Source organism: Methylorubrum sp. POS3, from assembly GCF_043352485.1.
GTDB lineage: Bacteria > Pseudomonadota > Alphaproteobacteria > Rhizobiales > Beijerinckiaceae > Methylobacterium > Methylobacterium suomiense.
Genome location: NZ_JAPRBT010000001.1, coordinates 1,727,935 through 1,752,373, shown reverse-complemented (window position 1 = coordinate 1,752,373; position 24,439 = coordinate 1,727,935). Strand labels below are relative to the sequence as shown.

Sequence of the window (24,439 nt, the reverse complement as noted above, 5' to 3'; positions counted from 1 at the left end):
GAGGACGCGCGCGGGCAGCCGCTGTCAAGCGTGACCGGGCGCGCGGACGTGGCGGATCGGTGGCTTTCGCGACTTCGCCGCCCTGCCAGGGATGGATCCGTGCCCGGAGGGCTCGGACGACGACCACGTCCCAGCCCATCTCGTCCCTCGGCGACCGCGATGGGGTGATGCTGCAACTGTGAACGCGGGGAGCGGCCCTTGCCCTTGAATCGGCGCCCGCGTCTCTCTAACTGCGCTTTATCGGCTGCGGGCCCCTCTGGCGGGACGCGCGGGCGTGCCTCTCGCGTCGCTCCCTCTTGTATCGGGAGTCTTCCACGAGCTGATCCAGCCCGGTGGACCCATCGCCCGAGGCCGCACCAGCGCTTCTCGTGATGTCGGAGCCGATGCTCTCTCTTCGGCAGAAGCATCAGGTCCCAGCGCTATGGACTTCCTCACTTACGAGTGGCTCGGCAAACCCGTCTGGATGTGGTTGGGCTTCCACGCCCTGGTGGCGGGCCTGCTCGCCTTCGATCTCGGCCTGCTCCATCGCGACAAGAATCACGAGATCGGCGTCAAGGAGAGCCTTCTCCTCACCGCCTTCTACTTCACCCTCGGCCTGATCTTCGGCGGCTGGGTGTGGTGGATGCTCGGGCCGCAAGCCGGCCAGGAATACGTGACGGGTCTCGTGATCGAGAAGTCGCTGTCGATGGACAACGTCTTCGTCATCGCGGTGATCCTCTCCTCGCTCGGCGTCCCCCTGGCCGCACAGCACCGGGTCCTGGTCTGGGGCATTCTCGCCGCCGTGCTGCTGCGCGGGCTGATGATCGGGCTGGGCTCCGCCCTGGTCCAGCAAGCCCATTGGGTGCTGTCGATTTTCGCGGTCTTCCTTCTCTACATCGGCATCAAGATGCTGGTCTCTAAGGAGGACGAGGAGAAGGACGTGCGCGACAGCGCCTCCTTCCGCCTGCTCAAGCGCTGGGTGCGCGTCACCGACGAGCCGCACGGCCAACACTTCGTCGTCCGCAAGCCCGATCCGGAGACCGGCAAGGAGGTGCGCTGGCTGACCCCGCTCGCGGTGGCTCTGGTGCTCGTCAACGTCGCCGACGTCATCTTCGCCGTCGACAGCGTGCCGGCGATCTTCGCGATCACCACCGATCCGTTCATCGTCTACACGTCGAACATCTTCGCGATCCTGGGGCTCCGCGCGCTCTATTTCGCCCTCGCCGCGATGGTCGACCGCTTCGCCTATCTCAAGACGGCGCTCGCCTTCATCCTGCTGTTCATCGGCGCCAAGATCATCGTGGCCGACACGCTGGATCTCGTGCATCTGCCGCCGTGGGTGTCGCTGGCCGTCACCGTGGTCCTGCTGGCCGCCGGCATCGCCTACAGCCTGTGGCGGACCCGCGGCGAGACGGAGGGCTCGACCCCGAAAACGGACGCGCACGCGAAGGCCGCGCATCGGACCTGACCCGATCCGGCACGGACTTGGCGGCGTCTCGGCAGCGGTTCATTTACGATCCTGCGCGATGATGCCGCCAGGCCGGGGAACCGGTCGCGTTCCCCTCGCGTTCGACGGCCCACCACCATGCGTCGTTTCCTGACGAACGGCATCAAGGCGATCCTGGCCATCGCCCTTTTGTCCACCGCGGCCCATTGGGCCCTGCGCCTTCAGCGGGAACCCGCCGCGGCGCCCGTCCTCCCGGTCGCGGCGCTCCCCGATCCCATGAGCACCGGTTCGATCGCACCGCGCAAGGCCGAGTCCTTCGCCGGCGCCTCCGTCCAGGCCGCCAGCACCGACGGCTTCGATCAGGAACACTTGGCCAAGCTGATGGCCGGCGCGTCCGGCGAGCGGGCGAAGGCGCAGAAGGCTGTGGCCAAGCGCTGAGCCGCTTTCACTTCACAGTTCAAATAGAAAAGCCGCCGACCCGAGGGCCGGCGGCATCTTCATGGTTTCTGCGTGGATCGATCAGGCAGCGAGCTGACGCGGCTCGTGGCGGCCTTCCTGGATCTCCTCGATGATCTTGGCGACGAAGGCGTCGAGATCGTTCGGGTTGCGGCTCGTGACAATGCCGCCATCGGTGACCACTTCCTTGTCCTGCCAATTGCCACCCGCGTTGATCACGTCGGTCTTAATCGACGGGAACGAGGTCAGCGTGCGGCCCTTGACTGCTCCGGTCTCGACCAGCAGCCACGGCCCGTGACAGATCGCAGCCACGACCTTGCCGTCGGTGAGGAAGCTGCGGATCACGTCGAGCGCCTTGGGCTCCAGACGCAGCTTGTCCGGGTTGATTTGTCCGCCGGGCAGCACCAGCGCATGGTACTCGGCCGGATTCACGCTCTCAAGGTCGAGATCGACCGTGACGTCCTTGCCCCAGTCGGTCTTGTCCCAGCCACGGATCGTCTCCTTGGACTGGCGAGATTGCGGGCTCGCGACCTGAACGCTGGCACCGGCCTCCGTCAGCTTGGTCTGCGGGACGGTGAGTTCGCTCTCCTCGAAGCCGTCGGTGGCGACGATAAGGATCTTCGCCTCGCGAATATCGGGCATGCCTTGCTCCATCAATGTCGGATGTGGCGGGCCAACGATCCGATGCGGAACCGGTTCCTGCGGCCAATCCCCCGGTGACGATGACGGAACCCCCATGGCGAGAGGGTGTTGGACCGTTATTCCCGAAGCTGCAGCAGGAGGAGGCCCATGGCCAATCCCGGCATTCCCACGCCCGATCCGACGCCCGGCGGACCGATCCCCGGTGATCTGCCCCCGCCACCCCAACCGGACGATCAGCCCGATATCGGCCCGACCGGTCCTCGCTCGCCCTACCCGGTGAACGATCCCGGCATCGGCGAGCCCAAGGGCCCAGGTTCCGAGCCTGATTATCTCCCCGGCGGACCGACCGACCCCGGCATCCGCATGTAGGCGATGCCACAACCGTTCCCGCCCCTCGCGCGGGAACGGTCTTTTGTTACTTTTTTGCGACAAGACCCCTGGTTCAGCAGCGCTTTTCAGGCTCCTTCATTCAGCACCCTTGCGTTGCCTTGTCCCTCGGCGGACAACCGCGCCGTCCGCCCGAAGAGGTGGCAGAGGGGGCTCTTTCCATGTTTCGTCAGTGTCTGTTCGCCGCGATCGTCGCGACGGGGGTATCGGCCTGCGGCAGCATCACGCGGGGGACGTCGGAGGTCATCACGTTCACCTCGACGCCGGCCGGCGCCGCGATGACCACCTCGACCAACCGCACCTGCCCGCGCACGCCCTGCTCCCTCGACGTCCCACGCTCGGAGGAGTTCGACGCAACCTTCACGCTGCCGGGCTACCGGCCGCAGACCGTACCGGTGCGCACCAAGCTCGCCGGCAGCGGTGCGGCGGGCTTCGCCGGCAACTTGCTGGCCGGCGGCGTGATCGGCATGGGGGTGGACGCCTATAACGGCGCCGCCTTCGACCATGTGCCGAACCCGGTCATCGTCACTCTGGTGCCCGAGGCGCTGCCCAGCGCCGCGCGCGTTCACCGTCCGCGCGGCCGTCCCGGCGTCTGAGAGAGCGGGAATCTGCTCTCGGGCTTCCACGCCCGCTCATCCAAGACGAGAGCGAGAGGCCCCGCATGCGCGTGTGGGGCCTTTCGTAATGGCTCGGGTTCGGACGAAACGCGCTCAGGCGATCCGGGTCGAAGCGGGCTGTGCTTCAGTGACCGCCGTGGGACGTGCGCACGTCCCGCGGCGCGGCCAGGATCTCGCTGAGGCTGGTGGCCACGTGGCGGGCCTCCTCATCGGTCAGCCGCAGCTGAAACGGCGGTAGGGCGCCGGCTTGGAGCGCGACCACCGCCTGACCCTGCTCGTCGGTGCCGACCTCGATCGCCGAGGAGGTCACGTCGAGCATGGCGATGTCCTCGTCGCTGTTCTCATCGGGCAGATCGACCTCATCAACGTCGTCGATCGCGGTGAGGAGCTGCCCGACGGCGCGCACGAGCGCGCGGGCCGCGCGCGCATCCATCACCACCGCCGTGGATTGCTCATCCTTCTGGAAGGAGAGCTGGATGTTCGCGCCTTCGAGGGAAACCGAGATGCCCGCCATGAACCGCCCGACTGCGATGGGGAATGCCCCGGCGTAACCGCCTTGGACCGTTGCCCATATATGCACCCACATCCGGCTTTGTCACAGGGTGAGGCATTGGCGTAAGGTGCCTGTCAATGCTGGGGCGCGCCCTGCCTGCGGCGTCCCGAACGAGCCGGGAAACGTCTTCCCGCCTTGTTAAGGCCGCATCCTGGGCCTACATAGGGATGTGACGGGAGCGGCGGTCGCCAAACCGCGTGCTTTTCACGGCCCGCATCCCGTCTATCCGTACATCGGCGGATGAAACGACGCGCTCGCTGCGCGCATTTGCTTGCGCGTGTGCGAGCCAGAACGAAGGAAGTTTTCGTGGATACTGGAACTGTCAAGTGGTTCAACGAGACCAAGGGCTACGGCTTCATTCAGCCGGATAACGGCGGCAAGGACGTGTTCGTCCACATCTCCGCTGTCGAGCGCGCCGGCCTGCGCAATCTCGTCGAGGGCCAGAAGGTGTCCTACGAGGTTCTGACGGACAAGCGCAGCGGCAAGGACGCCGCCGGCAACCTGCAGGCGGTCTGATCCGCCTCGCCGGGGACGATACGCCTCGTCCCCTCGCTATGCGGCTCCCGCCCGTCCAGCGGATCGCGGGTGCCGCGCAACAACGCACGACACATTGATCAACGACAACCAGAAACGACACCGGCCGGCCTCGAAGGACCGCGACATCCGGTGAGAGAAAGCAAAACAACAATGCAGTTCGAGTTTCAGCGCCATATCGGCGCCCGCTCGCCCGTGACCGACGCGGCCACCTTTCGGGTGGAGCGCCTGATCGACACCGCGGCCCGCAACGCCCCGGCCGATCTCAGCCACCTGATCGACTCCTCCTACGAGTATCATTCGCCGCGCGAGCTGCGCTGGCACCTAGCGACGCGCTTCAACCTCTCGCCGCGCGCCGTGCGGCTGAGCGAAGCGGCGTAAGCGGACGCCGTCTCCGGCCCCTTCCAACGGGCGGGTCGGCACCCTCAAACCCGTGACGCTCGCGCGTCCCGACGAACGGTTTCCCGCTCGTCGGATTGCATTTCAAGCCGACGCGCCACGCGCGAGTGCTGCCAGAGCGGGCTCGCGCATCGCCCGCGGCACGGCGATCAACTCGCCATGGCGCGGCTCGGGACGGTTATAGACCGTCGGATGCCCGTCGAGGTCGCAGACCAAGCCGCCCGCCTCGCGCAGGATCAGGTCGGCAGCGGCCAAATCCCAATCCCGCGAATCCTTCGAGACGAGGCCGAGGTCGATCACGCCCTCGGCTACCCGCACGAGCCGCAGGGCCAACGAGGGCACCCGCTCGACCCGCGTCACGCTGGGCTCTGCCCCGAGACGGGCCGCGCCGCCGAGGAGGCGGTCCTGCATCGGCTTGGGACCGGTGATGCGCGCGCCCTCCAGCCCGGCACGGTCCGAGACATGGATGGGCGCACCGTCGAGGGTGGCGCCGCATCCGGCGGCGGCTTCGTAGAAGCGCCCCGTGGCGGGGGCGAACACCACGCCCAGCACCGGCTCGCCCGCTTCCAGCAGGGCGACCGCGATCGACCAGTCGGGGTGGCCGGACAGGAAGGCCCGCGTGCCGTCGATCGGATCGACGATCCAGACCCGGCCGGCATCGAGCCGCACCGGATCGTCGCTCGTCTCCTCGGACAGCCAGGCCGCCCCCGGCTCGATCTCCGAGAGGCGGATCTTCAGGAAGGTGTCGACGGCGACGTCGGCCTCCGTCACCGGCGAACCGCCGGCCTTCGACCAGACCCGCGCGCGCGTCTGCGCGCCGCGCTCGAAGAATGGCAGCGCCAGAGCCGCCGCCTCATGCACCGCCGCCCGCAGGAGCGGAGCCAGCGCGGCGACGGAAGGCGCCCCGGGCGAGGATGTCGTGTCGGTCATGGGCTCGCTTGCCATCGGCTTGCATGCAAGGAATCGCCCGCGCCGGGGCCAGCGGAACGGCTCCGCGTCCTAAGGACCGTTCTAAGGGGGAAGCCGCCCCCGTCACAAGGACGGACGGTCGCAGCCCTGCCGTGTCGTGGCCGACACCGTTCGCCGGCCCGGCTCGATACACCGCGCTTTTACCGAGCGCGACAAGGGTCCGTTGAGCATTCCGGAGACTTCGGGACCATCCACCATCGCTTAACGCTCACTTTTAAGGCGCCGTGGGGGTGAGACCGGGCCATATGCTTGTCATGACAGCGCGTCCGACAGAGACCGCGACTAGGGACAAGGCATCGAACCGATGATGACTTTCGAGATCACTGCTCTGGATTGCCCCTCCACCTGCGACGACGGCGCGATCCGTGCCGCCGTGACCGTCGCGCCGACGCCGCTGCCGATCCTCGGCGCGTCCATGGGCAGCGCCGCCGTCGGCGTGGCCCTCGCTTTCGCCGATGCGGAGGCGGAGGCAACCGGCGAGGATCGCTTCGCGCTACTGCTGGTCGATGCCGAGGGCGAGGTGCTGATGCGCCTCGGCCCGTTCACCGAGGAGGACGTGGTGGCGCAGTGGCGCGACCTCTCCGCCAAGGGCGGTCTTCCGCGGATGCTGCTGCGCGAGGACGGCAGCCTCGTGCCGGTCTCGCAGCAGATCGGCCGCCTCGCCCTGGGCCGCAGCCGCCAGCGCCGCCGCAACGGCTCGCTGAGCGGCCGCCGCCCCCGCTTCCTCACCCGCCGCAAGGCCACCCGCCTGCCGGCCCGCCCCTGCATCCACCGCGGCGAGAACGAGATGTTTTCGCGGGGCTGACGGAGCTTACGACGACGAGACCGTTACGCTCCGCTCCACCGGGCGCCAAGTGACGCGATCCGGAGGGGTATCACCGGGATCGAGGCTGGCCGCACCGTCGGCGCGATAGCTCAACACGCGTCCATCCGGCCGATACAGCGACCACATCTCCCCGTCGTCCTTTGCGTAGGGGTCGGTTTCGAGAGCGGCCCCGCGATCGAATCCGAAGGTCGCCCGGCGCGTGGCCCTATCGAGCCCGAATTCTACGAGCCTCTGCCCTTCGAAACTTCGCGCGGCAGCCTCGATTTGATCGTGGTCGCTGTCGTCCTCGGCCAAAACCGTCCCGGAAGCGAGGGCGCGCCAGCGGCAACAGGAAACCCAGAGGCACCACGCTCTGACCGGCTCGACGTGCCGCCGTGCCGCGGACGCGAGCGTCTCGGACTGGGGCGCAAAACTCTCGGCAAAGAGGGCACCCATCTGGGCATCATGGATGCGGGCCGAGGCGCCACCAACCGCTGCGGTTCAAAGCCTCGGTCTATCCGTTGTCCATCGGCAGATCGGGCGCCCGATCCATCGGGCTGCCGTCGTAGCCTTCGAGCCACGCCGTGCGCTCGGACGAGTTCTGCGCGTAGGGGCAAGCGTCGCGGGGGCGCCCCTGCGCCCGAGCCCGGGCGCCTTCTGCGGTCGGATCGTCGGCCGGGGCATGGAGGTCGGTGTCGCTCATCTGCCGGATATGGCGCGCGCGGAAGTCGAGGCGATGCCTCAGCCCATCGCCTGCCACACCGCATCCGCGGCGAGCCCGGCAAACAGAATCAGCCCCGCATCACGGTTCGAGCGGAACAAGGTGAGGGCGAGCCGCCCGTCGCGGGGTGAAAGCCGCAGCACCTGTTGCGCGAGGTGGGCGGCGAACAGCGCGAGGCCGAGCCAGCCGAGCCCATGCGCCCCGGCTCCCCAGAGTGCCGGCACCATCAGGGCAGCGGCGAGCGCGTAGCAGAGCCCGACCGCGGGCTTCAACCGCGCCCCGAACAGGCGGGCCGAGGACTTGATGCCGGCGATCTCGTCGTCCTCGATATCCTGCACCGCGTAGATCGTGTCGTAGCCGACGATCCAGGCGACGGTGCCGGCATAGAGCCACAGGGCCGGCGCATCGAGACGGCCGAACACGGCGACCCAGCCCATCAGCGCACCCCAGGCGAAGGCGAGGCCGAGGACGCCCTGCGGCAGCGGCATCACCCGCTTCATGAACGGATAGATCGCCACGGGCGCGAGGGAGAGCATCCCGACGAGGATCGCGGTGCCGTTGAATTGCAGGAGGACGCACAGGCCCACCAGCGCCTGCGCCACGAGGAAGGCCGCCGCCGCGCGGGTGCTCACCTGCCCCGACGGGAGCGGCCGCGAGCGGGTGCGCTCGACCTGGGCGTCGAGATCGCGATCGGCGATGTCGTTGTAGGTCGAGCCGGCCCCGCGCATCGCGACGGCGCCGATCAGGAAGAGGATCAGGTGCAGCGGATCGGGCGCCCGCCCGGCCGCGATCCCGGCCAGCGCGGCCGACCACCAGCACGGCAGCAGCAGCAGCCACCAGCCAACGGGCCGTTCGATCCGGGCGAGGCGGAGATAGGGTCGGGCGCGCGACGGCGCGAGCCGATCGACCCAATGGCCGGCGACCGCGTCGGCGACGCGGCCGGCAGGCTCCGAAGGGGGACGCAACGCGGTCGATGCTTGAGCGGCTTCGGCGATGCGCCCGGCTTACAGCGCGCCCTGGGGCATCTTGAAGCTGCCGCTCAGGCCAGGACCGCCGAGCAGGCCGCCACCGCCGCCGTTCTGCGCCTGGGCCCGGGCCTGGGCCTCCATCTTCGAGGCCTGGGCCGCCATGTTGCAGACCTTGGTGCGGATCTCGCCCACGCGCTTGTGGTCGGCCTGGAAGCCTTCGGCGAAGGAATCCGGGATCGAGCACCATTCCTTGTTGGCGGTGATCCACTTGATGCCGGTGGTGCCGTTGGCCTGAAGCTGGCCGAACAGGGCGCAGGCCGCCTGCGGCGTCATCTTCTGCTTGGAATTCGAGGCGGCATTGGCCTTGCCGACGAGGTTCTTGCGCTCGATCAGGGTCTTCTGGATGGCGCTGCAATCGGTGCCGCCCTGCGGCGCGGGCTGGGCCGGCGCTGCGGCGGAGGGCATCGGCATGCTCATCGGCGGCGCAACGGGTGCCGCCTCGGCCGGGGCCGCGTCCATCGAGGGCGCCGGCATCTGGCCGAAGGCGCCCTGGGCCAGTGCGGGGCCGGACAGGAGCGCCAGGGTCGCGAACGCGCCGGCGAGGGCGGTGAACTTGGATGAGGTGGCAGACAGCGCAGTCATAGGGCTCGGTCCTTCTCCCGCTTGCCGCGGCGGGTGTCGCCCCCGCTTCCGCAGCGCCCGCCCGAACCGGATTCCGGCGCAGTGCGCGCCTCGAATCCGGTGATCGGGCTTTGCGATGTTTCGTGAGGATGTTCCTGCACGGGAATGTGGCGCCAATGGTGCCGCGGGCCTTCGGGCGGTCGAGGCCGTGGGCAAAGCGCGGAAAAACGCGCCGTGTTGCTCTTTCGCATCAGCTCCGCCGATTGACAGCGCCGGGGCGTCACGCGAGGAGGCCGGCATGGCCCTCTACGACTTCACCGCGCCGCGCCTGTTCGTCGAGGCGGACCTGGCGGAGGGGCGCGTCCTGCCGCTAGAGCGGGCGCAGGCCAATTACCTGCTCACCGTCCTGCGCAAGTCCGAGGGTGAGCCGGTGCTGCTGTTCAACGGCCGCGACGGCGAGTGGCGGGCCGACCTCGTTCCCAACGGCCGCAAGAGCGCCGAACTGAGGATCGTCGCGCGGACCCGCCACCAGCCCGCCCCGCCCGATCTCCATTACCTGTTCGCCCCTCTGAAGACCGGCCGGCTCGACTACATGGCCCAGAAGGCCGTGGAGATGGGGGCCGGCACCCTGTGCCCGGTCTTCACCCGCTTCACCCAGGGTGAGCGGATCAAGCTCGACCGCCTGCGGGCGAACGCGATCGAGGCCGCCGAGCAATGCGGCATCCTGGCGATCCCCGACATCGCCGAGCCGGTGCGCCTGCCCACGGCGCTCGACGCGCTGGAGCCCGAGCGCCTGCTGGTGTTCTGCGACGAGGACGCCCCCGTCGCCGACCCGGTCGCCGCCTTGCGCGGCGCGGCCGCCGGCGCCCCGCCGCTCGCCGTGCTGGTCGGCCCCGAGGGGGGCTTTCACGAAGAGGAGCGGGCCCTGATCGCCGCGCGCCCGAACACCGTCGCGCTCTCGCTCGGCCCCCGCATCCTGCGGGCGGACACGGCGGCGGTCGCCGTCATGGCGCTGGTTCAGGCGGTGCTGGGAGATGCGCGTTAGCACCCGCGCTCCCGTCATGCCCATCCCGTGACGCGGCCCCGCGTTGTCGGCGCTTGCGGCCTGCTCTAAGGACACGACATCTCCGGCACGGCCGATCGCGGGCCCGGTCTTCTGATCGGGCCTTTTTTCGCGCCTGCCCCTCCACCGGCTCGACGAGGCAGCGCATGGCGCGCGACACGTCCGACACGACCCCGCTGACCTCGCGGGACGAACTGATCGCCTGGTTCGCCGACGGCGAGAAACCGGCGACGCGCTTCGCGCTCGGCACGGAACACGAGAAGATCCCATTCTACAAAGCCGATCGGACGCCCGTGCCCTACGAGGGCGAGCGCGGCATTCGGGCGCTGCTGGACAATCTCGGCCGCGAGACCGGCTGGGAGCCGATCCTGGATGCCGGCACCATCATCGGCTTGGCGAGCAACGAGGGCGGCGGCGCGATCTCGATCGAGCCCGGCGGGCAGTTCGAGCTGTCGGGGGCACCGCTGCCGGACGTTCACGCGACCGTGGCCGAACTCGACGAGCATCTCGCGGCGACCGCTCGCGCGGCGGAACCTCTGGGCATCGGCTTCCTCGATCTCGGCATGAGCCCGAAATGGACGCGCGAGGGCACGCCGTTCATGCCGAAGAGCCGCTACCGCATCATGCGGGGCTACATGCCGAAGGTCGGCACGCTCGGCCTCGACATGATGCTGCGCACCGCCACCGTGCAGGTGAACGTCGATTTCTCGTCCGAGGCCGACATGGTGCGGAAACTCCGCGTCGGTCTCGCCCTGCAGCCGGTGGCGACCGCCCTGTTCGCCAACTCGCCCTTCACCGACGGGCGACCGAACGGCTTCCTCTCGCGCCGCTCCGAGATCTGGCGCGACACCGATGCGGACCGCACCGGCATGTTCCCCCAGGCCTTCGAGGACGGCTTCGGCTACGAGGCCTATGCCGACTGGCTGCTCGACGTGCCGATGTATTTCGTCAAGCGCGGGGAGACCTATCACGACGTCTCCGGGGCCTCGTTCCGCGACCTGTTCGAGGGACGCCTGCCGCAGCTCCCCGGCGAGCGGGCCACCGTCTCGGACTGGGCGAATCACGCCTCCACGGTCTTCCCCGAGGTGCGCCTCAAGCGCTTCCTCGAGATGCGCGGCGCCGATGTCGGCGGGCCGGCGATGATCGCGGCGCAGACGGCCCTCTGGGCCGGGCTTCTCTACGACGAGGGGGCGCTGGCCGCCGCCTGGGACCTCGTGCGCGGCTGGACGGCGTCCGAGCGCGAATCCCTGCGCGCCGCCGTGCCTCGGCTCGGGCTCGCCGCCAGCATTGGCGGGCGCAGCCTCGGCGCGGTGGCGGCGGAGGCGCTGGCCATCGCCCGCGCCGGCCTTCAGGCACGGGCACGCCGCGACGCGTCGGGCCGGGACGAGGCCGTCTATCTCCAGCCGCTGGAAGCCATCGTCGCGGCCGGGCGCAGCCGGGCCGAGGTGTTGCTCGGCGAGTACGAGGGCCCCTGGTCGAAATGCGTGGATCCGGCCTTCACCGTCTGCACTTTCTGACGGCCGCGCCGATCCCGTGCCGGGCCCGCACCGGAGCCGGATTGTGCGGTAGAGCACACACTTGCTACGGCCAAGCTCAACCCGAGGGAACCCAACGGTTGAAGAAATGTTCCTGAGCGTGCTCGTGACATCTCAGGAGAAGGTACCCATGTCGTCGCGCATCACCACCCTGATGCTGGCCGGCCTCGCCACCACCGGTTTGGCCGTCGTCGGAACCGCCCCCGTCCAGGCCGCGCCGCTGCCGGCGCTGACGGGCGACCTCGTCGGCGGGACCAAGACCAATGTCGACCATGTCGGTTGGCGCCGGGGTTATTACGGGGGCGGCTACGGCTATCGCCGCCGCAGCAATGTCGGCGGCGCGCTGTTCGCCGGCGCGGCGCTGGGCCTGATCGGCGGCGCCCTCGCGGCGAGCGCGGCCCCGCGCTACGGCTATTACGGCGGATACGGCTACCCGGCCTACGGATATGGCGGCTATGGCTATGCCCGGCCGGTCTATTACGGGGGCTATGGCGGGTACGGCTACCCGGCCTATGGCGGCTATTACGGCGGATACGGCTACGGCTGGTAAGACCGCCGGACCCGAAGCATCGAAGGCCCCGCCGGCACGCGCCGGCGGGGCCTTCGCCGTGTTATGGGCCGAGGGCGATGTCCGACGCCCCGCCCTCCCCCGATTCCCCGATCGCCCTCGACCTCAGCGGGCTGAAATGCCCTCTGCCCGCTCTGCGCACACGCAAGGCCCTGCGGCTTCTGGCACCGGGGCGGCAGCTCGTCGTCACCTGCACCGATCCGCTCGCGGGCATCGACATTCCCCATGCGGTGCGCGAGGAAGGCGGCTTGCTCGAGGCGCAGGAGCGGGACGGCGCCGCCTTCCGCTTCACGATCCGCCGCCCGGCTCCAGGCGGGACATCGACCTGAGGAGACGCCATGCCCCCCGCCAGCGCGCCCCCGAAAATCCGCGGAACCCGCACCGTCCATGACGGCTGGGCGAGCTTCCTGATCGCGGAGGTCACCCTGCCGGACGGGCACGAGGTCACCCGCGAAATCGAGGATCACGGCGAGGCGGTCTGCGTGCTGCCCTACGATGCGGCGCGCCGGGTCGCCGTGGTGATCCGCCAGTTCCGGACGCCCCCCTTCTTCGCCGCCGCCCTGCCCGAGCTGCTGGAGGCGCCCGCCGGTCTCCTCGATGAGGCCGACCCCCAGGAGGGTGCCCGGCGCGAAGCCTACGAGGAAACCGGATTGCAGCTCGGCCGCCTGGAGCCGGTGGCGACGGTGTGGACCATGCCGGGCGTCTCGACCGAACGGATGCACCTGTATCTCGGCCCCTACACGGAAGCCGACCGCACGGGCGCGGGCGGCGGCCTCGCGGAGGAACACGAGGGCATCACCGTCACGGAAATGCCGCTGGCCGACCTCGCCGCCCTGGCCGATGCGGGGCAGCTCGCCGACATGAAGACCTACACCCTCGTCCTGGCCCTGCGCCTGCGACGGCCGGACCTGTTCGGCTGATCGGCGTCGGGAGGTGTAACCGGGTCCTGCCGCGTGGCCCCGGGATGAAGACGGACGCCCGAAGCGCAAACCGTGAAACCGAAGGATCGCTGCGCGGACTTTATGCCGTCGCAAGCCTTGCCGGAAGGGCAGCGCCGGCTATCATCCTCGAAGCGGAACAGGGCAGCAGGCCGTCGCCGCCTCCGGCGCGAAGCCGGGCCGGCGACCCCTGAGAACAGCGCCCGCCGCCTGGGAGACGCTCATGTTGTTCTTCATCGGGATCGCGTGTCCCTGGCTCATCGTCTCCGGCCTCATGCTGATGTGGCATCGGCGCGCCGAAGAGCTCGCATCGAAGCGCGACTGATCCCGCGACAGGCCGCCGCCTGAGGGCCGCGCGCCTCGCCGCATCCGCGACAACAGCTCGAACCGGAGGTGGCCTTTCGGGGTTCACTGCGTGCGCGACCGCGCGCCCGATGGTGTGGGCGCGGCGGCGAGAGAACCCTCAGTTGGAGTCGGATATGGACATCGCCCTCGACAAGGTCACCGAGATCATCCTGCGGCTGCGGGCGGTCGAGGCGAAAGAGGGAGCGACCGACCCGGATTCGGGCTCGAACCCGATCGACGACGGCGCCACGGACGTGCTCGTCGGCGGCACCGACGATGCGACCGAGCAGGAAATCCGCTCCATGGTGGTCGGTCTCAACGAGGACGAGCGGAGCAACCTGATCGCCCTGCTCTATATCGGGCGCGGCGATCTGGAGGCGGCGGAATGGGGCGAGGCCGTCCGCATGGCCAAGGAGCGCGAGGAAGCGGGCGACAGCCCCGTGCGCGAACTGCTCGGCACACCGGACGCCGCTGCCCTTCTCGAAGAAGGTCTCGACAGCCTCGGGATCGCGATGGAGACCCCCGAGGCGTGATGGGGAGGCCGGGCGCTTGCTGCGTCCGGCCCTTCGCGTCAGGGCTCGCAGGCCATGACCTTGGCACCGACGGCGACGAACTCGGCGGTTGTGCGCAGATCGTCGCGGATCCGGGGCGTGTGGGCGATGAGCGACGCCTCACGCTCCAGTTGGTCGTTGCAGGCGCAGGACGGCAGGCCCTGGCCGACCGGGGGTGAGCAGGCATCGTGATGCATGCACGCCCGGTCGAGGGCGTCGACGGGCGGCAGGCCGGCGCCGCGACTGCCGGGGCCGCAATAATTGCCGTGGAACACCAGCGCACCCTTGGGCAGACCCTTGCCGAGGCCCTTGCCGAGATCCGGCCCGGCCGGAAGCTCGACGTCCGGAGCCTGCGTCGCCGCCAGATCCTGGGCGGACGCCGCGAGCGGAACACCGACGAGGGCAGCCGAGAGCCCGGCCACGAGGGACATCCGCCGGGCCGCGCGGTGCAATGAGGGAATGGTCAAAGTCGTCTTCTCCGTTCGAAACGCTCCCCTCGCCGCCACCGGACGGCGCGGCCTTCGCCATCGCCGAGGGGCCGACTGAGCGATTTCAACGGTTTTTCGCGGCTCTGGTTCATTTCGGCACCCGTCGCCCCCGTCGCAGCGCCCGATGGCGACGTCGTTCGCGAGAAAGATCAGAAGCGCCAGTTCAAACCTCCGCGCACGAGGCCGAAGCCGGATTCGGAGCGGCCGGTGCCGTAATAAGCGGGCACCGTCGCGTCGTAGAGCGTGGCGCCGGGGCTGCGCTTTCCGAGATCGACATAGAGGCCCTCGACCTTGACCGACACCTTGTCGGTCAGAGCGTACTCGACGCCGCCGCCGACGGCGTATCCGAGCCGGGTCGTGTCCGGGAGGGTGTAGGGATAGGCGGCGGCGTAGGACGAGGCGCTGCCGCCGCCATAGGCGACGCCACCGGTACCGTAGACGAGCCAGCGGTCGAAGGCGTAGCCGACGCGTCCGCGCACGGTGCCGAACCAATCGAGGCTCGGCGAGACGCCGTAATAGGGCGTCGTGCCGAGCGTACCGTCACCGCGGCGGCCGAACGTGGTGCCCTGGAAATCCGCCTCGACACCGAGAACGAGGCCCGAGCCCGGCGTGAACTGATAATTGTAGCCGACCTGTCCACCGCCGACGAAGCCGTTGCCGGACTTGGCCTCCGTGACGCTGCCGTAGGTGGCATCGCTGTAGGTCGAAGCTCCCCCGCGGAAGCCGTAACCGGCATTGGCGCCGATGTAGAAGCCCGTCCAGGTGAAGGCCGGCGGGATCGGCGGCGGCGGGGGTGCCGCGCGCGGCGGCAGATCGGCGGCGGATGCCCCGCCGGCGAAGAGAAGTCCGGCCAGGGTCGGGAGGGTCGTGCGTCGGATTCGAGTCATGCGCGCGATGTCCTTCGGATTTCGTCTTCTGGGAGCCCGGGCGTGGGGCTCAGAGCGCTGCCAGGAGCAGCAGGCCGACCACGGCGAAGGCCAGGATCAGGCACAGCGCGAGATCGATCACGGTCTCGCCGCCGCAGGGCTCGCGGTCGTCGAAGCGGGGCATGGGGCGGGCACCGGCGGACATTCCGGTGAGGGCGACGGACCTCATCGGGCCAACTCCGCGAGGCGGGCATGGCGCGCCGCGTCGGGACGCGCGTCCGAGACGATGCTGGCGGCCAGCGGCCCGAGAGCGGACAGACCGATCGCAGCCAGGAACACCAAGCCGCGAAGCAGCGGGCGCAGCGAGCCGTCGCGGAGGGGGCGCGACACGGATCCGATCACCAGGGGCGGCTCGCCCGAGGCGAGACGCGGTCTCAACTCAATCATCGTGTCGCTCTGGGTATGTGGGAAAATTGACCACAAAAATATGCGTGTGCAAAAATCCCACGTCAACGCGGAATCGGTTGGCAAGCGTGTGGAGGCGCACCTGTGGGATTGTGTCCCACATCGAAGTCGGTAGGTTCGGCCGATGTCAGAGCCGACCGATCCTGTTCCGAGCGCGGACGGCAGCGCCTTGCACGGGCCGGTGGCCCGTCTGCTGCGGCCCCTCGTGCGCCTTCTGGTTCAGCGCGGAATCACGTTTCCGGCCCTGACGAACCTGCTGCGCGAACTCTACGTGAACGTGGCCGAGTATGATTTCGCCCTATCCGGCAAGGAGCAGACCGATAGCCGGGTGAGCCTGCTCACCGGCATCCACCGCAAGGAGGTGCGGCGCCTCCGCGGCGCGGGCGCACCGGTGAGCCCGGTGCCGGCCACGGTCTCGCGGACGAGCCGGATCATCGCCCGCTGGCTCGCCGCACCGGACTTCACCGATCCGGCCGGGCGTCCCCTGCCGCTGCCCCGCACCGCGGAGGGCGGCGCACCGTCCTTCGAGAGCTTGGTCGCGAGCGTGACGAAGGACGTGCGTCCGCGTGCGGTCCTGGACGAATGGCTCGATCGGGGCGTGGCCGCGCTCGACGAGGCGGGCCGGGTGCAACTCCTCGAGGCGGCCTACCTGCCCCGCGGCGGGGGCGAGCCGCAGCTCTACTATTTCGGGCGCAACCTCCACGACCACCTCGCCGCGGCGGTCGAGAACGTCGTGGGCCCTTCCCCCCGTTTCTTCGAGCGCGCCGTGCATTACGACGGCCTCTCCGACGGGCTCGCCGCGCGCCTGGAGGAACGGGCGCGGGAGATCGCCATGGAGGCGCTGAAGCAGGCCAATGCCGAGGCGCACACGGCCTGCGCCGAGGATGCGGGCGGCCGCCACCGCTGGAATTTCGGCATCTACATCTATCGCGAGGCGGTGGTGCCGCCCGGCGCCGAAACACCGGATCCGGCCCAGGTCGAGCGAGGCCGCACCCCTTGAGCCGTCCCTCGCATCCGACCCGGCGCGGGCTTCTGGCGCTGCTGGCGGTCACCGCACTCGGATGGCAGCGACCGGCGCGGGGCCAGACCGGCGGCGAGGCCCCGCAGGATCGCGGCATCGGCGGCACCGGGGCGCGCCCCGACGAGGCCGAGCTTCCGAGCGGCGACCGCGGCATCGGCGGGACGGGCGTGATCGGCACGATCCGTCGGTTCGGCTCCATCGTGGTCAACGGATTGCGGATCGCCTACCCACCGGACGTGCGCGTGACCATCGATGGTCGCGCGGCCCGCGCTGCCGATCTCCGGATCGGTCACGTCGTGCGTGTCGTCGCCCGCGGTCCCGACGGCGGACTGACCACGCGGGCCATCGCGGTGACGAGCGAGGTGGTCGGCCCGATCGAGGCGAGCGCGCCCGGCCGCCTGACGGTGCTCGGGCAGGCGGTCTCGACCGCCGGGCTGCCAGCGCAGCCATCCTTCGCCGTGGGCACGCGGGTCGCGGTCAGCGGCCAGCGCCGGGGCGACGGCGCGATCGTGGCGAGCCTGATCGAGCCCAGACCCGACGGGCCGGACCGGGTCGCCGGGCCGGCGCGGCGCGGCGCCGATGGGACGATGCGCATCGGCGGGCTCGTGCTGGAGGGGCTCAAGACCGGGCTCGCGGGACGGCGCGTCCTCGTCGAGGGCCAGCCCACGGGAGCAGGATTTTCCGTCACCTCGGCCCGCGACCTCAGTCGGCCGTTCCCGGGTGGCCTCGCCCGCGCTTCGGTGGAAGGGTACGTCGTGCCCGGCGGCGGCGGCACGCGCCTTGGCTCGGGCCTCACCATGGCAGGGCGCGCGGGTCCGCAGCCCGGTGCCGGGCCGACGGTGGTCGAGGCGGGCCTGGCCCGGGACGGGCGGATGAGGGCCGAAGCCGTGCGCGGCGACGGCGCACCGCGCTCGGGGACCGGACCGGCAGGCACGGGCCAACCCGGCGGCGCCCGTCCGGAACCTGGGCCGGCGGGCGGCCGCCCCGGCGGGGACGCGGCACCGTCCCTACGCCCCGGCGGCCGCGATCCGTCCGGCGGCAGCGTCGGCCCGGGCCGCGGCGGCGCCGGGCCCGGCTTCGGCCCCGGCGGTTATCCGATCGACACGCGGCCGGCCCCTGGGCAATCCCCCGGCGGCTTCGGCAGCCCTGCTCCGGGTGGGTTCGACGGCCCATCCGGGATCGGCGGCGCTCGTCCCGGCGGATTCGGGAGGGGCGGCCCTGGGGGCTTCGGCGGTGGGCCGGGAAGCTTCGGCGGCGGCGGTGGGCCCGGCGGCTTCGGCGGGGGCGGTCCCCGCTGACCGATCCCATGTTCGTTCGTCGATCCGCCCGGCGACGGATGTGAGAAGCGGCTCCCTCCCATCGGACGCGACGGGAAACGGGGCGGAACGACGCTCGCGATCGCGCTCCTTGTTGCACCGCGATCGTGGTGACCCGCGCGGGCCGAGTTCCCCCTCGGCTGGGCGAAGTCCGTAATCGGTCATCACGGTGCCCGAGCACGGACGAGGCGCGATCTTGGTGGCAGGTCAGTTTCGACTCGCTCCTGACCAGCCGATCGATTTCGGAATCGCGGCAGCTTTCATGTCGCTCTCGTACAGAGCATCGTCATCGACCGTTGCCGATTGAGCGGTGAGCGACCAACTGACGGGTCGCGCGTGACACCTACCGATCGCCGGGTCGGCCATTGGCGATCGGCTCAGCGGCGATCGGCATGCACCGAGCGCATGGTGGCATCTGGTATTTTGTACTTCATATCCATGAACGCATGCCATATCTCCGTTTAGCTGCAGTGCAGCATTGCTCGGGAGATACCCATGCTCGCCACCTGGCTCGCGGCCCTCGCCTTCCTGTTCGCGCTTCAGTGCCTTGCCGTCGTGACTTTGGCCGACCGGCTGACGATTCAGGAGCCGGACCTCCCCGCCCGCGACGCCGCCGATCCCAGCGAAAACTACGCCCGGGCGGCCTGAATCACTTCGGGGCTCTCGACCAGGATCGCGCCCGCGAAAACGCATTCGCGAAGATCGGACGATGGTTGCGGAATGACGGGTGTGGCGTCGAGGAAGCGCTGCAACTCGGCGTCGGTCACGTGACCGAAGGCTTCCACCAGATAGGCCAGAGCGTCGTCGGACATCGCCGGTCCTCCCCTTGCCGCGTCGGGGCGCTGACCGATCCGAGACCGAGTCAGGCTCCGCAACCTTTTGGTATCTGGTATACCAGCGGGCAGGGAAGTCAAGTTCCAACCGTAAAACCGGTCACCGATTGATGTCGCGTAGGCGGCTGCTCTTAGGAATTTTTGGGGGCCAAACAGAGCCTAAGAGAACACGCTGCGATCCGAGAAGGCTGGCGTGAACGGGTCGGCGTCACGGCCTCATTTAAGACGATAACTCGGCGTCGACCGGCCCCCGGCGCGGTCCGCGTCATCGAAGACAGACGCGACCGCTATCGGGTTCGGCAATGCGGCCGAGGGTCGGCTCAGTCGGCGGCGACGGGTGCCGTCGTGCGGAAGCGGCGCGGAGCCGGCTTCGCCTTCGGTTGCGGATCGAGCTTGTCGACCAAGGTCCGCTTGACGCGCTCGTTGAAATCCTTGGTCGTGACCGATTGCGCTGTGCCGTTGTTGTTCGTGTTCGCCATAAGAGCCTCCGCTTCGCTGCCCGAGTTCACTGCCCAAGGCACCGGATTGCGCGGAGGGTTATTCGAGATATGGGGCGCGGGGCGGCGAATACGATCCCCGCGGGGCGATTGCGGACTTATTCCGCGGCGATGCGGTGGACGGCACCGACGGCGCCCGAGCCGAAGATCTCGCCGATCTCGGCATCCGAACAACCCAGAACCTCGCGCAGGATCTCGTCGGTATGCTCGCCGAGCAGCGGCGCGCGGGTCACCTCGGTCGGGCTTTCCGAGAGCTTGATCGGGTTGCCGACGGTGAGATGGCGCCCGCGGGTCGGGTGATCGACTTCGACCACGGTGCCGTTGGCCCGCAGCGCCTCGTCCTCGGCGATCTCGCGCATCGACAGGATGGGGCCGCACGGAATGTCGTAGGCGTTGAGGATCTCCATCGCCTCGAACTTGTCGTGCTTCATCGTCCAGGCTTCGATGCGGGTGAAGATCTCGTTGAGATGCGGCAGCCGCGCCTTGGGCGTCGCGTAGGCCGGATCGGTCTTCCAGTCCGGCTCGCCGATGATGTCGCAGATCGGGCCCCAGACCGCGCCCTGCGTGATGAAGTAGATGTAGGCGTTCGGGTCCTGCTCCCATCCCTTGCATTTGAGGATGCGTCCGGGCTGGCCGCCACCGGAATCGTTGCCGGCCCGCGGCACGGCATCGCCGAAGGGCACGCCCTCGCCGTACTGGCTATACTCCATCAGCGGGCCCTCGCCGAGGCGCTGCTGGTCGCGCAGCTTCACCCGGCACAGGTTGAGCACCCCGTCCTGCATGGCGCAGTCGACCCGCTGGCCCTTGCCGGTCTGCGTGCGTTGGTAGAGGGCGGTGACGATGCCGAGCGCCAGATGCAGGCCGGTGCCGGAATCGCCGATCTGCGCGCCCGAGACCATCGGCAGCCCGTCGCGCCAGCCGGTGGTGGAGGCGGCGCCGCCCGCGCATTGGGCGACGTTCTCGTAGACCTTGCAATCCTGGTAGCGGCCCGGACCGAAGCCCTTGACCGAGGCGAGGATCAAACCGGGATTGGCGGCCTGCAGCTTGGCCCAGGTCAGGCCCATCCGGTCCAGGGCTCCGGGCGCGAAATTCTCCACGAGCACATCGCACTCGCCGATCAGCCGCCACAGGATCTCGTTGCCCTTCGGGGTTTTGGCGTCCAGCGTGATCGAGCGCTTGTTGTGGTTCAGCATCGTGAAATAGAGGCTGTCCACACCGGGAATGTCCTGGAGCTGCTGGCGGGTCGCGTCGCCCGCCCCCGGGCGCTCGACCTTGATCACGTCGGCTCCGAACCACGCGAGCAGCTGCGTGCAGGTCGGACCGGACTGGACATGCGTGAAATCGAGGATGCGCACGCCGTCGAGAGCCTTGCCCATCGCGAGGTCTCCTCCCAGAAGCTTCTTATCGATCCCGGTCCGGGAGGCGATGGCGTCGCCCCGCGTACCGTTGCGCGAAGTCCGCCCCTGGCGCCGCCGGTTGGCAGGCCCCTGGCCCGCGTCCGACGAATGCGACGGCTGTCGACTTCGTCCGTGGTTTCTGGCATACCAGATGCCAGACGTCAACAAATCGGAGGCGGGGGCTGCGCCGGGCGCAAAGCTGCGCACAAGCCGGAGCACGCCGCGACTCGTGACAATCGTCTTCTTGTGTTCCACATCAGGAGGCGACAAGCTTGACCCGCGCGGCCCTCCCCGCCCGGACGGCATCCCCTCGGACGCAAGGTCGAATCGGACGCGATGGAAAATCTCTCGATCAAGCCGATCGTGCCCGCCACCAGCCTGCGAACGCTGGCCTACGAGGCGCTGAAATCGGCCATCACCAACATGGACATCTACGGCGCGGCCGGCGACGTCCGTCTCGACGAGCGCGGCCTGTCGCAGACGCTCGGCGTCTCGCGCACGCCGATCCGCGAAGCGCTGACGGTGCTGGAGCAGGAAGGCTTCGTGCGCAACGAGCCGCGGCGCGGCGTGTTCGTCGTCAAGAAGACCAAGCGCGAGATCGTCGGCATGATCCAGGCCTGGGCGGCCCTGGAGAGCATGGCGGCCCGGCTCGCCTGCGCCAACGCGCCCGACGAGGATCTCGCCTGCCTGCGCCGCTCCTTCCCCGAGTTCTTCGAGGGCCGCCCGTCGGACCATCTCGACGAATACTCGGAGGCCAATATCCGCTTCCATCAGAAGATCATCCGGCTCGGCGGCTCCGCGGTGATCCAGGATCTGTGCGGCAATCTGCTGGTCCATGTGCGCGGCATCCGCAACACGGCCCTGCGCCAGGGCGACCGCGCCTCGGAATCGATCCGGGAGCACGTGCGCATCATCGAGGCGCTGGAGGCCCGCAACGCCGACCTCGCCGAGCGCCTCGTGCGCGAGCACGGCCTGGGCCTCGCCGCCCATGTGGAGCGCTACGGCAACCATCTCGACTGACGCGTTTTCGGGCCGTCGCTTGACCGGCGGCGGCTCCCGTGGCTTCTGAACCCGGCGCCCCGACTCCGTAGCTCAGCTGGATAGAGCAGCCGCCTTCTAAGCGGCAGGTCGTAGGTTCGAGCCCTACCGGGGTCGCCAGAGATTCAACCCGCCGGTCGCGAGACTTGGCGGGTTTTTCCATGTGCAGCCGGGCCAAGTGCGGTGGCGACGCCCGGTCCGGATCCGCAGCCCTCGCCGGACTGCCCGGCACCAAGGACCGGCGCTATGGGCCGGCCGCATCCTGCGCGGGGACCATGCGCGAACGGGCGCTGCTGCACCAAGAGCCTGATCGGGGCGGGCGCGGCGCTGGGTTCGCGCGCCGGCCGGCGCGAGACCGTCAGGCGAGCCGCCGCCGCCGTTCGACGAGCTGCATGATGATCGGCGTCAGGATCAGCTGCATGGCGAGGTCGAGCTTGCCGCCGGGGATCACGATGGAATTCGCCCGGCTCATGAAGCTGTCGTGGATCATCGACACGAGATAGGAGAAGTCGATCCCCTTCGGATCCTTGAAGCGGATCACCACCATCGACTCGTCGGCGGTGGGGATCCAGCGGGCGATGAACGGGTTCGAGGTGTCGACCATCGGCACCCGCTGGAAGTTGATGTCGGTCCACGAGAATTGCGGGCAGATCGTCTGCACGTAATCGGGCATCCGCCGCAGGATCACGTCGGTGACGGCATCGGTGGAGTAGCCGCGGGTCGAGCGGTCCCGGTGCAGCTTCTGAATCCATTCGAGGTTGATCACCGGCACCACGCCGATCTTGAGATCGGGGTAGCGGGCGATGTCCACGGCGTTGTCGACGACGCAGCCGTGCAGCCCCTCGTAGAACAGCAGGTCGGAGCCGGGCTGGAACGGCTCCCAGTCGGAGAAGGTGCCCTCCGGGATGCCGTAGCGGGCCGCATCGTGGGCGTCGTGGGCGTAGTGGCGCGTGCGCCCGGTGCCGTTCTCGCCGTAGCTCCGAAACACCTCCTCCAATTCCGGCAGGAGGTTCGCGCGGGGGGCGAAATGGCTCAGCGTCGGCTCCCGCGCCATCATCGCCCGCATCGTGTCGCGGTCGTAGGCGTGGAAGCCGTCGCCCTCGATATACACCGCGCTCACATCTTCCCGGCGGAAGATCTGCTCGAAGGTGTTGCGGACCGAGGTGGTGCCGGCTCCCGAGGAGCCGGTGACCGAGATGATGGGGTGACGCGCCGACATGATGCTACGAGACTGAAGGGATGACGCGTCGAAGGGGCGGCTAGCTGCGCATCAGGCCGCGCTGGCCGAACAGCGGCGAGCGGCCGGCGGCGGGCTGGCGCCCGTCATAGTAGGTGGCCACGCAGGCCACTTCCTCGGTCGAGCCGAAGACCAGGGGCGAGCGCTCGTGGATCTTCGTCGCCACGAGATCGAGGACGCGGGTGCGCCCGTCGGTGGCGGCGGCCCCCGCCTGCTCCATCAGGAAGGCCATCGGCGCGGTCTCGTAGAGGAGGCGCAGGCGACCCTGGCCGTAGCCCTTCCGGCTGTCGCCCGGATAGAGGAACACCCCGCCGCGGATCAGCACCCGCTGCGCGTCGGCAACCAGGGCCGCGGTCCAGCGCATGTTGAAATCGCGGTCGCGCGGGCCTTCCGAGCCCCGCTGACAATCCTCGATGAAGGCCTTGATCGGGCCATCCCAGTGGCGGGCGTTCGAGGCGTTGATGGCGTATTCGTTGGCCGACGGGACGACCTTCAGGGCGTCATGGGTGAGGCGGAACACGCCCTCGGCCCGCTCCAGGGTGAAGATGCGGGTGCCGTTGCCCAGCGTCAGCACGAAGGTGGTGGCCGGGCCGTAGACGACGAAGCCGGCGGCCGTCTGGGTGGTGCCCGGCGTCTTGAACGAGGCGTTGGGATCGTCCCCGCCCGCCACCTTCGGACGGATGCCGAAGATGGTGCCGACCACCATGCCGACGGCGATGTTGGACGAGCCGTCGAGGGGGTCGATCGCCACCGCCAGCGGCGCGTCGGGGTTCAGCACCACGACGTCGTCGGCCTCCTCGGAGGCGACCTCGGCCACCGGCGCCTCGGCGAGCGCCTGCATGAAGCGCTTGTGGGCGATGACGTCGAGCGCCTTCTGGACGTCGCCGTCGCTGTTGTGCTCGCCCTGCGCGCCGAGATCGCCCGCGAGCGCGCCGCGCCCGCAGGTCGCGCTCACGTCGATGGCGGCGGCCGCGAGCGCGCGGATCGTCGCGGCGGTATCGGCGAGGCTCGCGTCGCGCGCGACCTCGGCGTCGAGATGTTCGTCGAGGGATGACCCGGTCGGCTTCGTCATCGGTCTGTGCGCTCGCTCCCGTCACCGCCGCGCGAAGGCGGCGCCTGCCGTTTCCGGCAGCTTGTCCGTCTCGATGATACGCCGCGGTGTGGCGGCTGCGCCAGCGGCTGT

Annotated in this window: 32 protein-coding genes and 1 tRNA gene; 18 read left to right on the top strand and 15 right to left on the bottom strand. The window is 69.5% G+C overall.

Translation table 11 applies throughout. The features are described 5' to 3' along the window. The first annotated feature begins 421 nt into the window (after nt 1–421). Complete coding sequence (locus OWC43_RS08405) at nt 422–1,447, top strand: TerC family protein (protein WP_393956327.1); 1,026 nt, start codon at nt 422–424, stop codon at nt 1,445–1,447. Nucleotides 1,448–1,564: 117 nt separating this feature from the next. Then, the gene (locus OWC43_RS08400) at nt 1,565–1,864 is read left to right on the top strand and encodes a hypothetical protein (protein WP_393956326.1); all 300 of its coding nucleotides are present in this window, start codon (nt 1,565–1,567) and stop codon (nt 1,862–1,864) included. Nucleotides 1,865–1,945: 81 nt separating this feature from the next. On the opposite strand, the gene OWC43_RS08395 is transcribed toward OWC43_RS08400, so the two are convergent. Beyond that, nucleotides 1,946–2,524 (bottom strand): type 1 glutamine amidotransferase domain-containing protein, encoded by a 579-nt coding sequence (locus OWC43_RS08395; RefSeq protein ID WP_393956325.1) that lies wholly within the window; start codon nt 2,522–2,524, stop codon nt 1,946–1,948. A 147-nt stretch (nt 2,525–2,671) separates the two neighbouring features. Here OWC43_RS08395 and OWC43_RS08390 point away from each other — a divergent pair, with 147 nt between their 5' ends. Beyond that, nucleotides 2,672–2,893, top strand: a complete 222-nt coding sequence (locus tag OWC43_RS08390; RefSeq protein WP_137830379.1) for a hypothetical protein — start codon at nt 2,672–2,674, stop codon at nt 2,891–2,893. A gap of 179 nt (nt 2,894–3,072) precedes the next feature. Beyond that, nucleotides 3,073–3,507 (top strand): translation initiation factor 2, encoded by a 435-nt coding sequence (locus tag OWC43_RS08385; protein ID WP_393956324.1) that lies wholly within the window; start codon nt 3,073–3,075, stop codon nt 3,505–3,507. Between the two features lie 145 nt (nt 3,508–3,652). On the opposite strand, the gene OWC43_RS08380 is transcribed toward OWC43_RS08385, so the two are convergent. Beyond that, complete coding sequence (locus tag OWC43_RS08380) at nt 3,653–4,042, bottom strand: hypothetical protein (RefSeq protein WP_137830377.1); 390 nt, start codon at nt 4,040–4,042, stop codon at nt 3,653–3,655. 345 nt (nt 4,043–4,387) lie between these two features. On the opposite strand from OWC43_RS08380, the gene OWC43_RS08375 reads away from it, so the two are divergent. Beyond that, on the top strand, nt 4,388–4,597 hold the full coding sequence (locus OWC43_RS08375) for a cold-shock protein (RefSeq protein WP_009866236.1): 210 nt from the start codon (nt 4,388–4,390) through the stop codon (nt 4,595–4,597). A gap of 171 nt (nt 4,598–4,768) precedes the next feature. Further along, the gene (locus tag OWC43_RS08370; RefSeq protein WP_137830423.1) at nt 4,769–4,996 is read left to right on the top strand and encodes an AsnC family transcriptional regulator; all 228 of its coding nucleotides are present in this window, start codon (nt 4,769–4,771) and stop codon (nt 4,994–4,996) included. A 102-nt stretch (nt 4,997–5,098) separates the two neighbouring features. Here OWC43_RS08370 and OWC43_RS08365 read toward each other — a convergent pair whose 3' ends face one another. After that, nucleotides 5,099–5,944 carry an inositol monophosphatase family protein gene (locus tag OWC43_RS08365; protein ID WP_393956323.1) on the bottom strand — a complete coding sequence of 282 codons (846 nt, stop codon included), beginning with the start codon at nt 5,942–5,944 and terminating at the stop codon, nt 5,099–5,101. A 343-nt stretch (nt 5,945–6,287) separates the two neighbouring features. On the opposite strand from OWC43_RS08365, the gene OWC43_RS08360 reads away from it, so the two are divergent. Further along, nucleotides 6,288–6,788, top strand: a complete 501-nt coding sequence (locus tag OWC43_RS08360) for a DUF6101 family protein (RefSeq protein ID WP_393956322.1) — start codon at nt 6,288–6,290, stop codon at nt 6,786–6,788. Between the two features lie 514 nt (nt 6,789–7,302). On the opposite strand, the gene OWC43_RS08355 is transcribed toward OWC43_RS08360, so the two are convergent. The 3 genes from OWC43_RS08355 to OWC43_RS08345 are packed head-to-tail and all read right to left on the bottom strand — an operon-like array spanning nt 7,303 to nt 9,119. Next, nucleotides 7,303–7,491: an Rmf/CrpP family protein gene (locus tag OWC43_RS08355; RefSeq protein ID WP_137831499.1), complete on the bottom strand. Its 189-nt coding sequence runs from the start codon at nt 7,489–7,491 to the stop codon at nt 7,303–7,305. 38 nt (nt 7,492–7,529) lie between these two features. Then, on the bottom strand, nt 7,530–8,474 hold the full coding sequence (gene ubiA, locus OWC43_RS08350; protein ID WP_393956321.1) for a 4-hydroxybenzoate octaprenyltransferase: 945 nt from the start codon (nt 8,472–8,474) through the stop codon (nt 7,530–7,532). Nucleotides 8,475–8,513: 39 nt separating this feature from the next. Next, nucleotides 8,514–9,119 (bottom strand): hypothetical protein, encoded by a 606-nt coding sequence (locus OWC43_RS08345; RefSeq protein ID WP_393956320.1) that lies wholly within the window; start codon nt 9,117–9,119, stop codon nt 8,514–8,516. Nucleotides 9,120–9,396: 277 nt separating this feature from the next. On the opposite strand from OWC43_RS08345, the gene OWC43_RS08340 reads away from it, so the two are divergent. The 6 genes from OWC43_RS08340 to OWC43_RS08315 all read left to right on the top strand — a co-directional run bounded on the left by OWC43_RS08340 (nt 9,397) and on the right by OWC43_RS08315 (nt 14,080). Beyond that, nucleotides 9,397–10,143, top strand: coding sequence for a 16S rRNA (uracil(1498)-N(3))-methyltransferase (locus OWC43_RS08340; RefSeq protein WP_393956319.1), 747 nt, complete (start codon nt 9,397–9,399; stop codon nt 10,141–10,143). Nucleotides 10,144–10,307: 164 nt separating this feature from the next. Then, nucleotides 10,308–11,678, top strand: coding sequence for a glutamate--cysteine ligase (locus OWC43_RS08335; protein ID WP_137831495.1), 1,371 nt, complete (start codon nt 10,308–10,310; stop codon nt 11,676–11,678). A gap of 148 nt (nt 11,679–11,826) precedes the next feature. Next, nucleotides 11,827–12,246 carry a hypothetical protein gene (locus OWC43_RS08330; protein WP_137831494.1) on the top strand — a complete coding sequence of 140 codons (420 nt, stop codon included), beginning with the start codon at nt 11,827–11,829 and terminating at the stop codon, nt 12,244–12,246. A gap of 77 nt (nt 12,247–12,323) precedes the next feature. Beyond that, nucleotides 12,324–12,593 (top strand): sulfurtransferase TusA family protein, encoded by a 270-nt coding sequence (locus OWC43_RS08325; protein WP_393956318.1) that lies wholly within the window; start codon nt 12,324–12,326, stop codon nt 12,591–12,593. Between the two features lie 9 nt (nt 12,594–12,602). Continuing rightward, complete coding sequence (locus OWC43_RS08320) at nt 12,603–13,184, top strand: NUDIX domain-containing protein (protein WP_393956317.1); 582 nt, start codon at nt 12,603–12,605, stop codon at nt 13,182–13,184. A 497-nt stretch (nt 13,185–13,681) separates the two neighbouring features. After that, nucleotides 13,682–14,080 (top strand): DUF3775 domain-containing protein, encoded by a 399-nt coding sequence (locus OWC43_RS08315; protein ID WP_137831491.1) that lies wholly within the window; start codon nt 13,682–13,684, stop codon nt 14,078–14,080. 38 nt (nt 14,081–14,118) lie between these two features. Here the strand turns inward: OWC43_RS08315 and OWC43_RS08310 are convergent, their stop codons facing one another. The 4 genes from OWC43_RS08310 to OWC43_RS08295 form a co-directional block, all read right to left on the bottom strand. After that, nucleotides 14,119–14,529 (bottom strand): hypothetical protein, encoded by a 411-nt coding sequence (locus OWC43_RS08310; RefSeq protein ID WP_137831500.1) that lies wholly within the window; start codon nt 14,527–14,529, stop codon nt 14,119–14,121. A gap of 206 nt (nt 14,530–14,735) precedes the next feature. Then, on the bottom strand, nt 14,736–15,473 hold the full coding sequence (locus OWC43_RS08305; protein ID WP_393956316.1) for an outer membrane protein: 738 nt from the start codon (nt 15,471–15,473) through the stop codon (nt 14,736–14,738). 49 nt (nt 15,474–15,522) lie between these two features. Next, on the bottom strand, nt 15,523–15,681 hold the full coding sequence (locus tag OWC43_RS08300; protein WP_393956315.1) for a hypothetical protein: 159 nt from the start codon (nt 15,679–15,681) through the stop codon (nt 15,523–15,525). Further along, the gene (locus tag OWC43_RS08295) at nt 15,678–15,899 is read right to left on the bottom strand and encodes a hypothetical protein (RefSeq protein ID WP_393956314.1); all 222 of its coding nucleotides are present in this window, start codon (nt 15,897–15,899) and stop codon (nt 15,678–15,680) included. Before OWC43_RS08295 ends, OWC43_RS08300 begins: the two co-directional genes overlap by 4 nt. Nucleotides 15,900–16,041: 142 nt before the next feature. Here OWC43_RS08295 and OWC43_RS08290 point away from each other — a divergent pair, with 142 nt between their 5' ends. The 3 genes from OWC43_RS08290 (at nt 16,042) to OWC43_RS08280 (ending at nt 18,902) form a co-directional block, all read left to right on the top strand. Then, nucleotides 16,042–16,917, top strand: a complete 876-nt coding sequence (locus OWC43_RS08290; RefSeq protein WP_393956313.1) for a DUF6502 family protein — start codon at nt 16,042–16,044, stop codon at nt 16,915–16,917. After that, nucleotides 16,914–18,236: a DUF5666 domain-containing protein gene (locus tag OWC43_RS08285; RefSeq protein WP_393956312.1), complete on the top strand. Its 1,323-nt coding sequence runs from the start codon at nt 16,914–16,916 to the stop codon at nt 18,234–18,236. Before OWC43_RS08290 ends, OWC43_RS08285 begins: the two co-directional genes overlap by 4 nt. Nucleotides 18,237–18,749: 513 nt before the next feature. Then, on the top strand, nt 18,750–18,902 hold the full coding sequence (locus tag OWC43_RS08280) for a hypothetical protein (protein ID WP_393956311.1): 153 nt from the start codon (nt 18,750–18,752) through the stop codon (nt 18,900–18,902). On the opposite strand, the gene OWC43_RS08275 is transcribed toward OWC43_RS08280, so the two are convergent. From OWC43_RS08275 to frc, 3 genes are all read right to left on the bottom strand, one after another. After that, nucleotides 18,884–19,066 (bottom strand): hypothetical protein, encoded by a 183-nt coding sequence (locus tag OWC43_RS08275; protein WP_393956310.1) that lies wholly within the window; start codon nt 19,064–19,066, stop codon nt 18,884–18,886. The two genes, OWC43_RS08280 and OWC43_RS08275, sit on opposite strands and share 19 nt — an antisense overlap. Nucleotides 19,067–19,407: 341 nt before the next feature. Then, nucleotides 19,408–19,566: a hypothetical protein gene (locus OWC43_RS08270; RefSeq protein WP_171015591.1), complete on the bottom strand. Its 159-nt coding sequence runs from the start codon at nt 19,564–19,566 to the stop codon at nt 19,408–19,410. Nucleotides 19,567–19,682: 116 nt separating this feature from the next. After that, nucleotides 19,683–20,960, bottom strand: a complete 1,278-nt coding sequence (frc, locus tag OWC43_RS08265; RefSeq protein WP_137831486.1) for a formyl-CoA transferase — start codon at nt 20,958–20,960, stop codon at nt 19,683–19,685. A gap of 357 nt (nt 20,961–21,317) precedes the next feature. Here frc and OWC43_RS08260 point away from each other — a divergent pair, with 357 nt between their 5' ends. Together OWC43_RS08260 and OWC43_RS08255 are read left to right on the top strand one after the other, a co-directional pair. After that, the gene (locus tag OWC43_RS08260; protein WP_393956309.1) at nt 21,318–22,001 is read left to right on the top strand and encodes a GntR family transcriptional regulator; all 684 of its coding nucleotides are present in this window, start codon (nt 21,318–21,320) and stop codon (nt 21,999–22,001) included. A 61-nt stretch (nt 22,002–22,062) separates the two neighbouring features. Continuing rightward, nucleotides 22,063–22,139 (top strand) — tRNA-Arg (locus OWC43_RS08255). Nucleotides 22,140–22,377: 238 nt separating this feature from the next. Here OWC43_RS08255 and OWC43_RS08250 read toward each other — a convergent pair. Together OWC43_RS08250 and OWC43_RS08245 are read right to left on the bottom strand one after the other, a co-directional pair. Then, entirely contained in the window at nt 22,378–23,238 is an 861-nt protein-coding gene (locus tag OWC43_RS08250) for a phosphoribulokinase (protein ID WP_137831484.1), read from the bottom strand. 40 nt (nt 23,239–23,278) lie between these two features. After that, the gene (locus tag OWC43_RS08245; RefSeq protein WP_137831483.1) at nt 23,279–24,328 is read right to left on the bottom strand and encodes a class 1 fructose-bisphosphatase; all 1,050 of its coding nucleotides are present in this window, start codon (nt 24,326–24,328) and stop codon (nt 23,279–23,281) included. Between the last annotated feature and the right edge of the window lie 111 nt (nt 24,329–24,439).

Bases quoted from the DNA above. Each gene is read 5' to 3' on its own strand.
- OWC43_RS08325 (WP_393956318.1), top strand. From the start codon at position 12,324: ATGTCCGACGCCCCGCCCTCCCCCGATTCCCCGATCGCCCTCGACCTC.
- OWC43_RS08385 (WP_393956324.1), top strand. From the start codon at position 3,073: ATGTTTCGTCAGTGTCTGTTCGCCGCGATCGTCGCGACGGGGGTATCG.
- frc (WP_137831486.1), bottom strand. From the start codon at position 20,960: ATGGGCAAGGCTCTCGACGGCGTGCGCATCCTCGATTTCACGCATGTC.
- OWC43_RS08380 (WP_137830377.1), bottom strand. From the start codon at position 4,042: ATGGCGGGCATCTCGGTTTCCCTCGAAGGCGCGAACATCCAGCTCTCC.
- OWC43_RS08390 (WP_137830379.1), top strand. From the start codon at position 2,672: ATGGCCAATCCCGGCATTCCCACGCCCGATCCGACGCCCGGCGGACCG.
- OWC43_RS08335 (WP_137831495.1), top strand. From the start codon at position 10,308: ATGGCGCGCGACACGTCCGACACGACCCCGCTGACCTCGCGGGACGAA.
- OWC43_RS08270 (WP_171015591.1), bottom strand. From the start codon at position 19,566: ATGGCGAACACGAACAACAACGGCACAGCGCAATCGGTCACGACCAAG.
- OWC43_RS08260 (WP_393956309.1), top strand. From the start codon at position 21,318: ATGGAAAATCTCTCGATCAAGCCGATCGTGCCCGCCACCAGCCTGCGA.
- OWC43_RS08405 (WP_393956327.1), top strand. From the start codon at position 422: ATGGACTTCCTCACTTACGAGTGGCTCGGCAAACCCGTCTGGATGTGG.
- OWC43_RS08345 (WP_393956320.1), bottom strand. From the start codon at position 9,119: ATGACTGCGCTGTCTGCCACCTCATCCAAGTTCACCGCCCTCGCCGGC.
- OWC43_RS08400 (WP_393956326.1), top strand. From the start codon at position 1,565: ATGCGTCGTTTCCTGACGAACGGCATCAAGGCGATCCTGGCCATCGCC.
- OWC43_RS08250 (WP_137831484.1), bottom strand. From the start codon at position 23,238: ATGTCGGCGCGTCACCCCATCATCTCGGTCACCGGCTCCTCGGGAGCC.
- OWC43_RS08280 (WP_393956311.1), top strand. From the start codon at position 18,750: ATGCTCGCCACCTGGCTCGCGGCCCTCGCCTTCCTGTTCGCGCTTCAG.
- OWC43_RS08365 (WP_393956323.1), bottom strand. From the start codon at position 5,944: ATGACCGACACGACATCCTCGCCCGGGGCGCCTTCCGTCGCCGCGCTG.
- OWC43_RS08305 (WP_393956316.1), bottom strand. From the start codon at position 15,473: ATGACTCGAATCCGACGCACGACCCTCCCGACCCTGGCCGGACTTCTC.
- OWC43_RS08370 (WP_137830423.1), top strand. From the start codon at position 4,769: ATGCAGTTCGAGTTTCAGCGCCATATCGGCGCCCGCTCGCCCGTGACC.
- OWC43_RS08355 (WP_137831499.1), bottom strand. From the start codon at position 7,491: ATGAGCGACACCGACCTCCATGCCCCGGCCGACGATCCGACCGCAGAA.
- OWC43_RS08295 (WP_393956314.1), bottom strand. From the start codon at position 15,899: ATGATTGAGTTGAGACCGCGTCTCGCCTCGGGCGAGCCGCCCCTGGTG.
- OWC43_RS08320 (WP_393956317.1), top strand. From the start codon at position 12,603: ATGCCCCCCGCCAGCGCGCCCCCGAAAATCCGCGGAACCCGCACCGTC.
- OWC43_RS08245 (WP_137831483.1), bottom strand. From the start codon at position 24,328: ATGACGAAGCCGACCGGGTCATCCCTCGACGAACATCTCGACGCCGAG.
- OWC43_RS08340 (WP_393956319.1), top strand. From the start codon at position 9,397: ATGGCCCTCTACGACTTCACCGCGCCGCGCCTGTTCGTCGAGGCGGAC.
- OWC43_RS08360 (WP_393956322.1), top strand. From the start codon at position 6,288: ATGATGACTTTCGAGATCACTGCTCTGGATTGCCCCTCCACCTGCGAC.
- OWC43_RS08290 (WP_393956313.1), top strand. From the start codon at position 16,042: ATGTCAGAGCCGACCGATCCTGTTCCGAGCGCGGACGGCAGCGCCTTG.
- OWC43_RS08310 (WP_137831500.1), bottom strand. From the start codon at position 14,529: ATGTCCCTCGTGGCCGGGCTCTCGGCTGCCCTCGTCGGTGTTCCGCTC.
- OWC43_RS08395 (WP_393956325.1), bottom strand. From the start codon at position 2,524: ATGCCCGATATTCGCGAGGCGAAGATCCTTATCGTCGCCACCGACGGC.
- OWC43_RS08300 (WP_393956315.1), bottom strand. From the start codon at position 15,681: ATGAGGTCCGTCGCCCTCACCGGAATGTCCGCCGGTGCCCGCCCCATG.
- OWC43_RS08275 (WP_393956310.1), bottom strand. From the start codon at position 19,066: ATGTCCGACGACGCTCTGGCCTATCTGGTGGAAGCCTTCGGTCACGTG.
- OWC43_RS08315 (WP_137831491.1), top strand. From the start codon at position 13,682: ATGGACATCGCCCTCGACAAGGTCACCGAGATCATCCTGCGGCTGCGG.
- OWC43_RS08330 (WP_137831494.1), top strand. From the start codon at position 11,827: ATGTCGTCGCGCATCACCACCCTGATGCTGGCCGGCCTCGCCACCACC.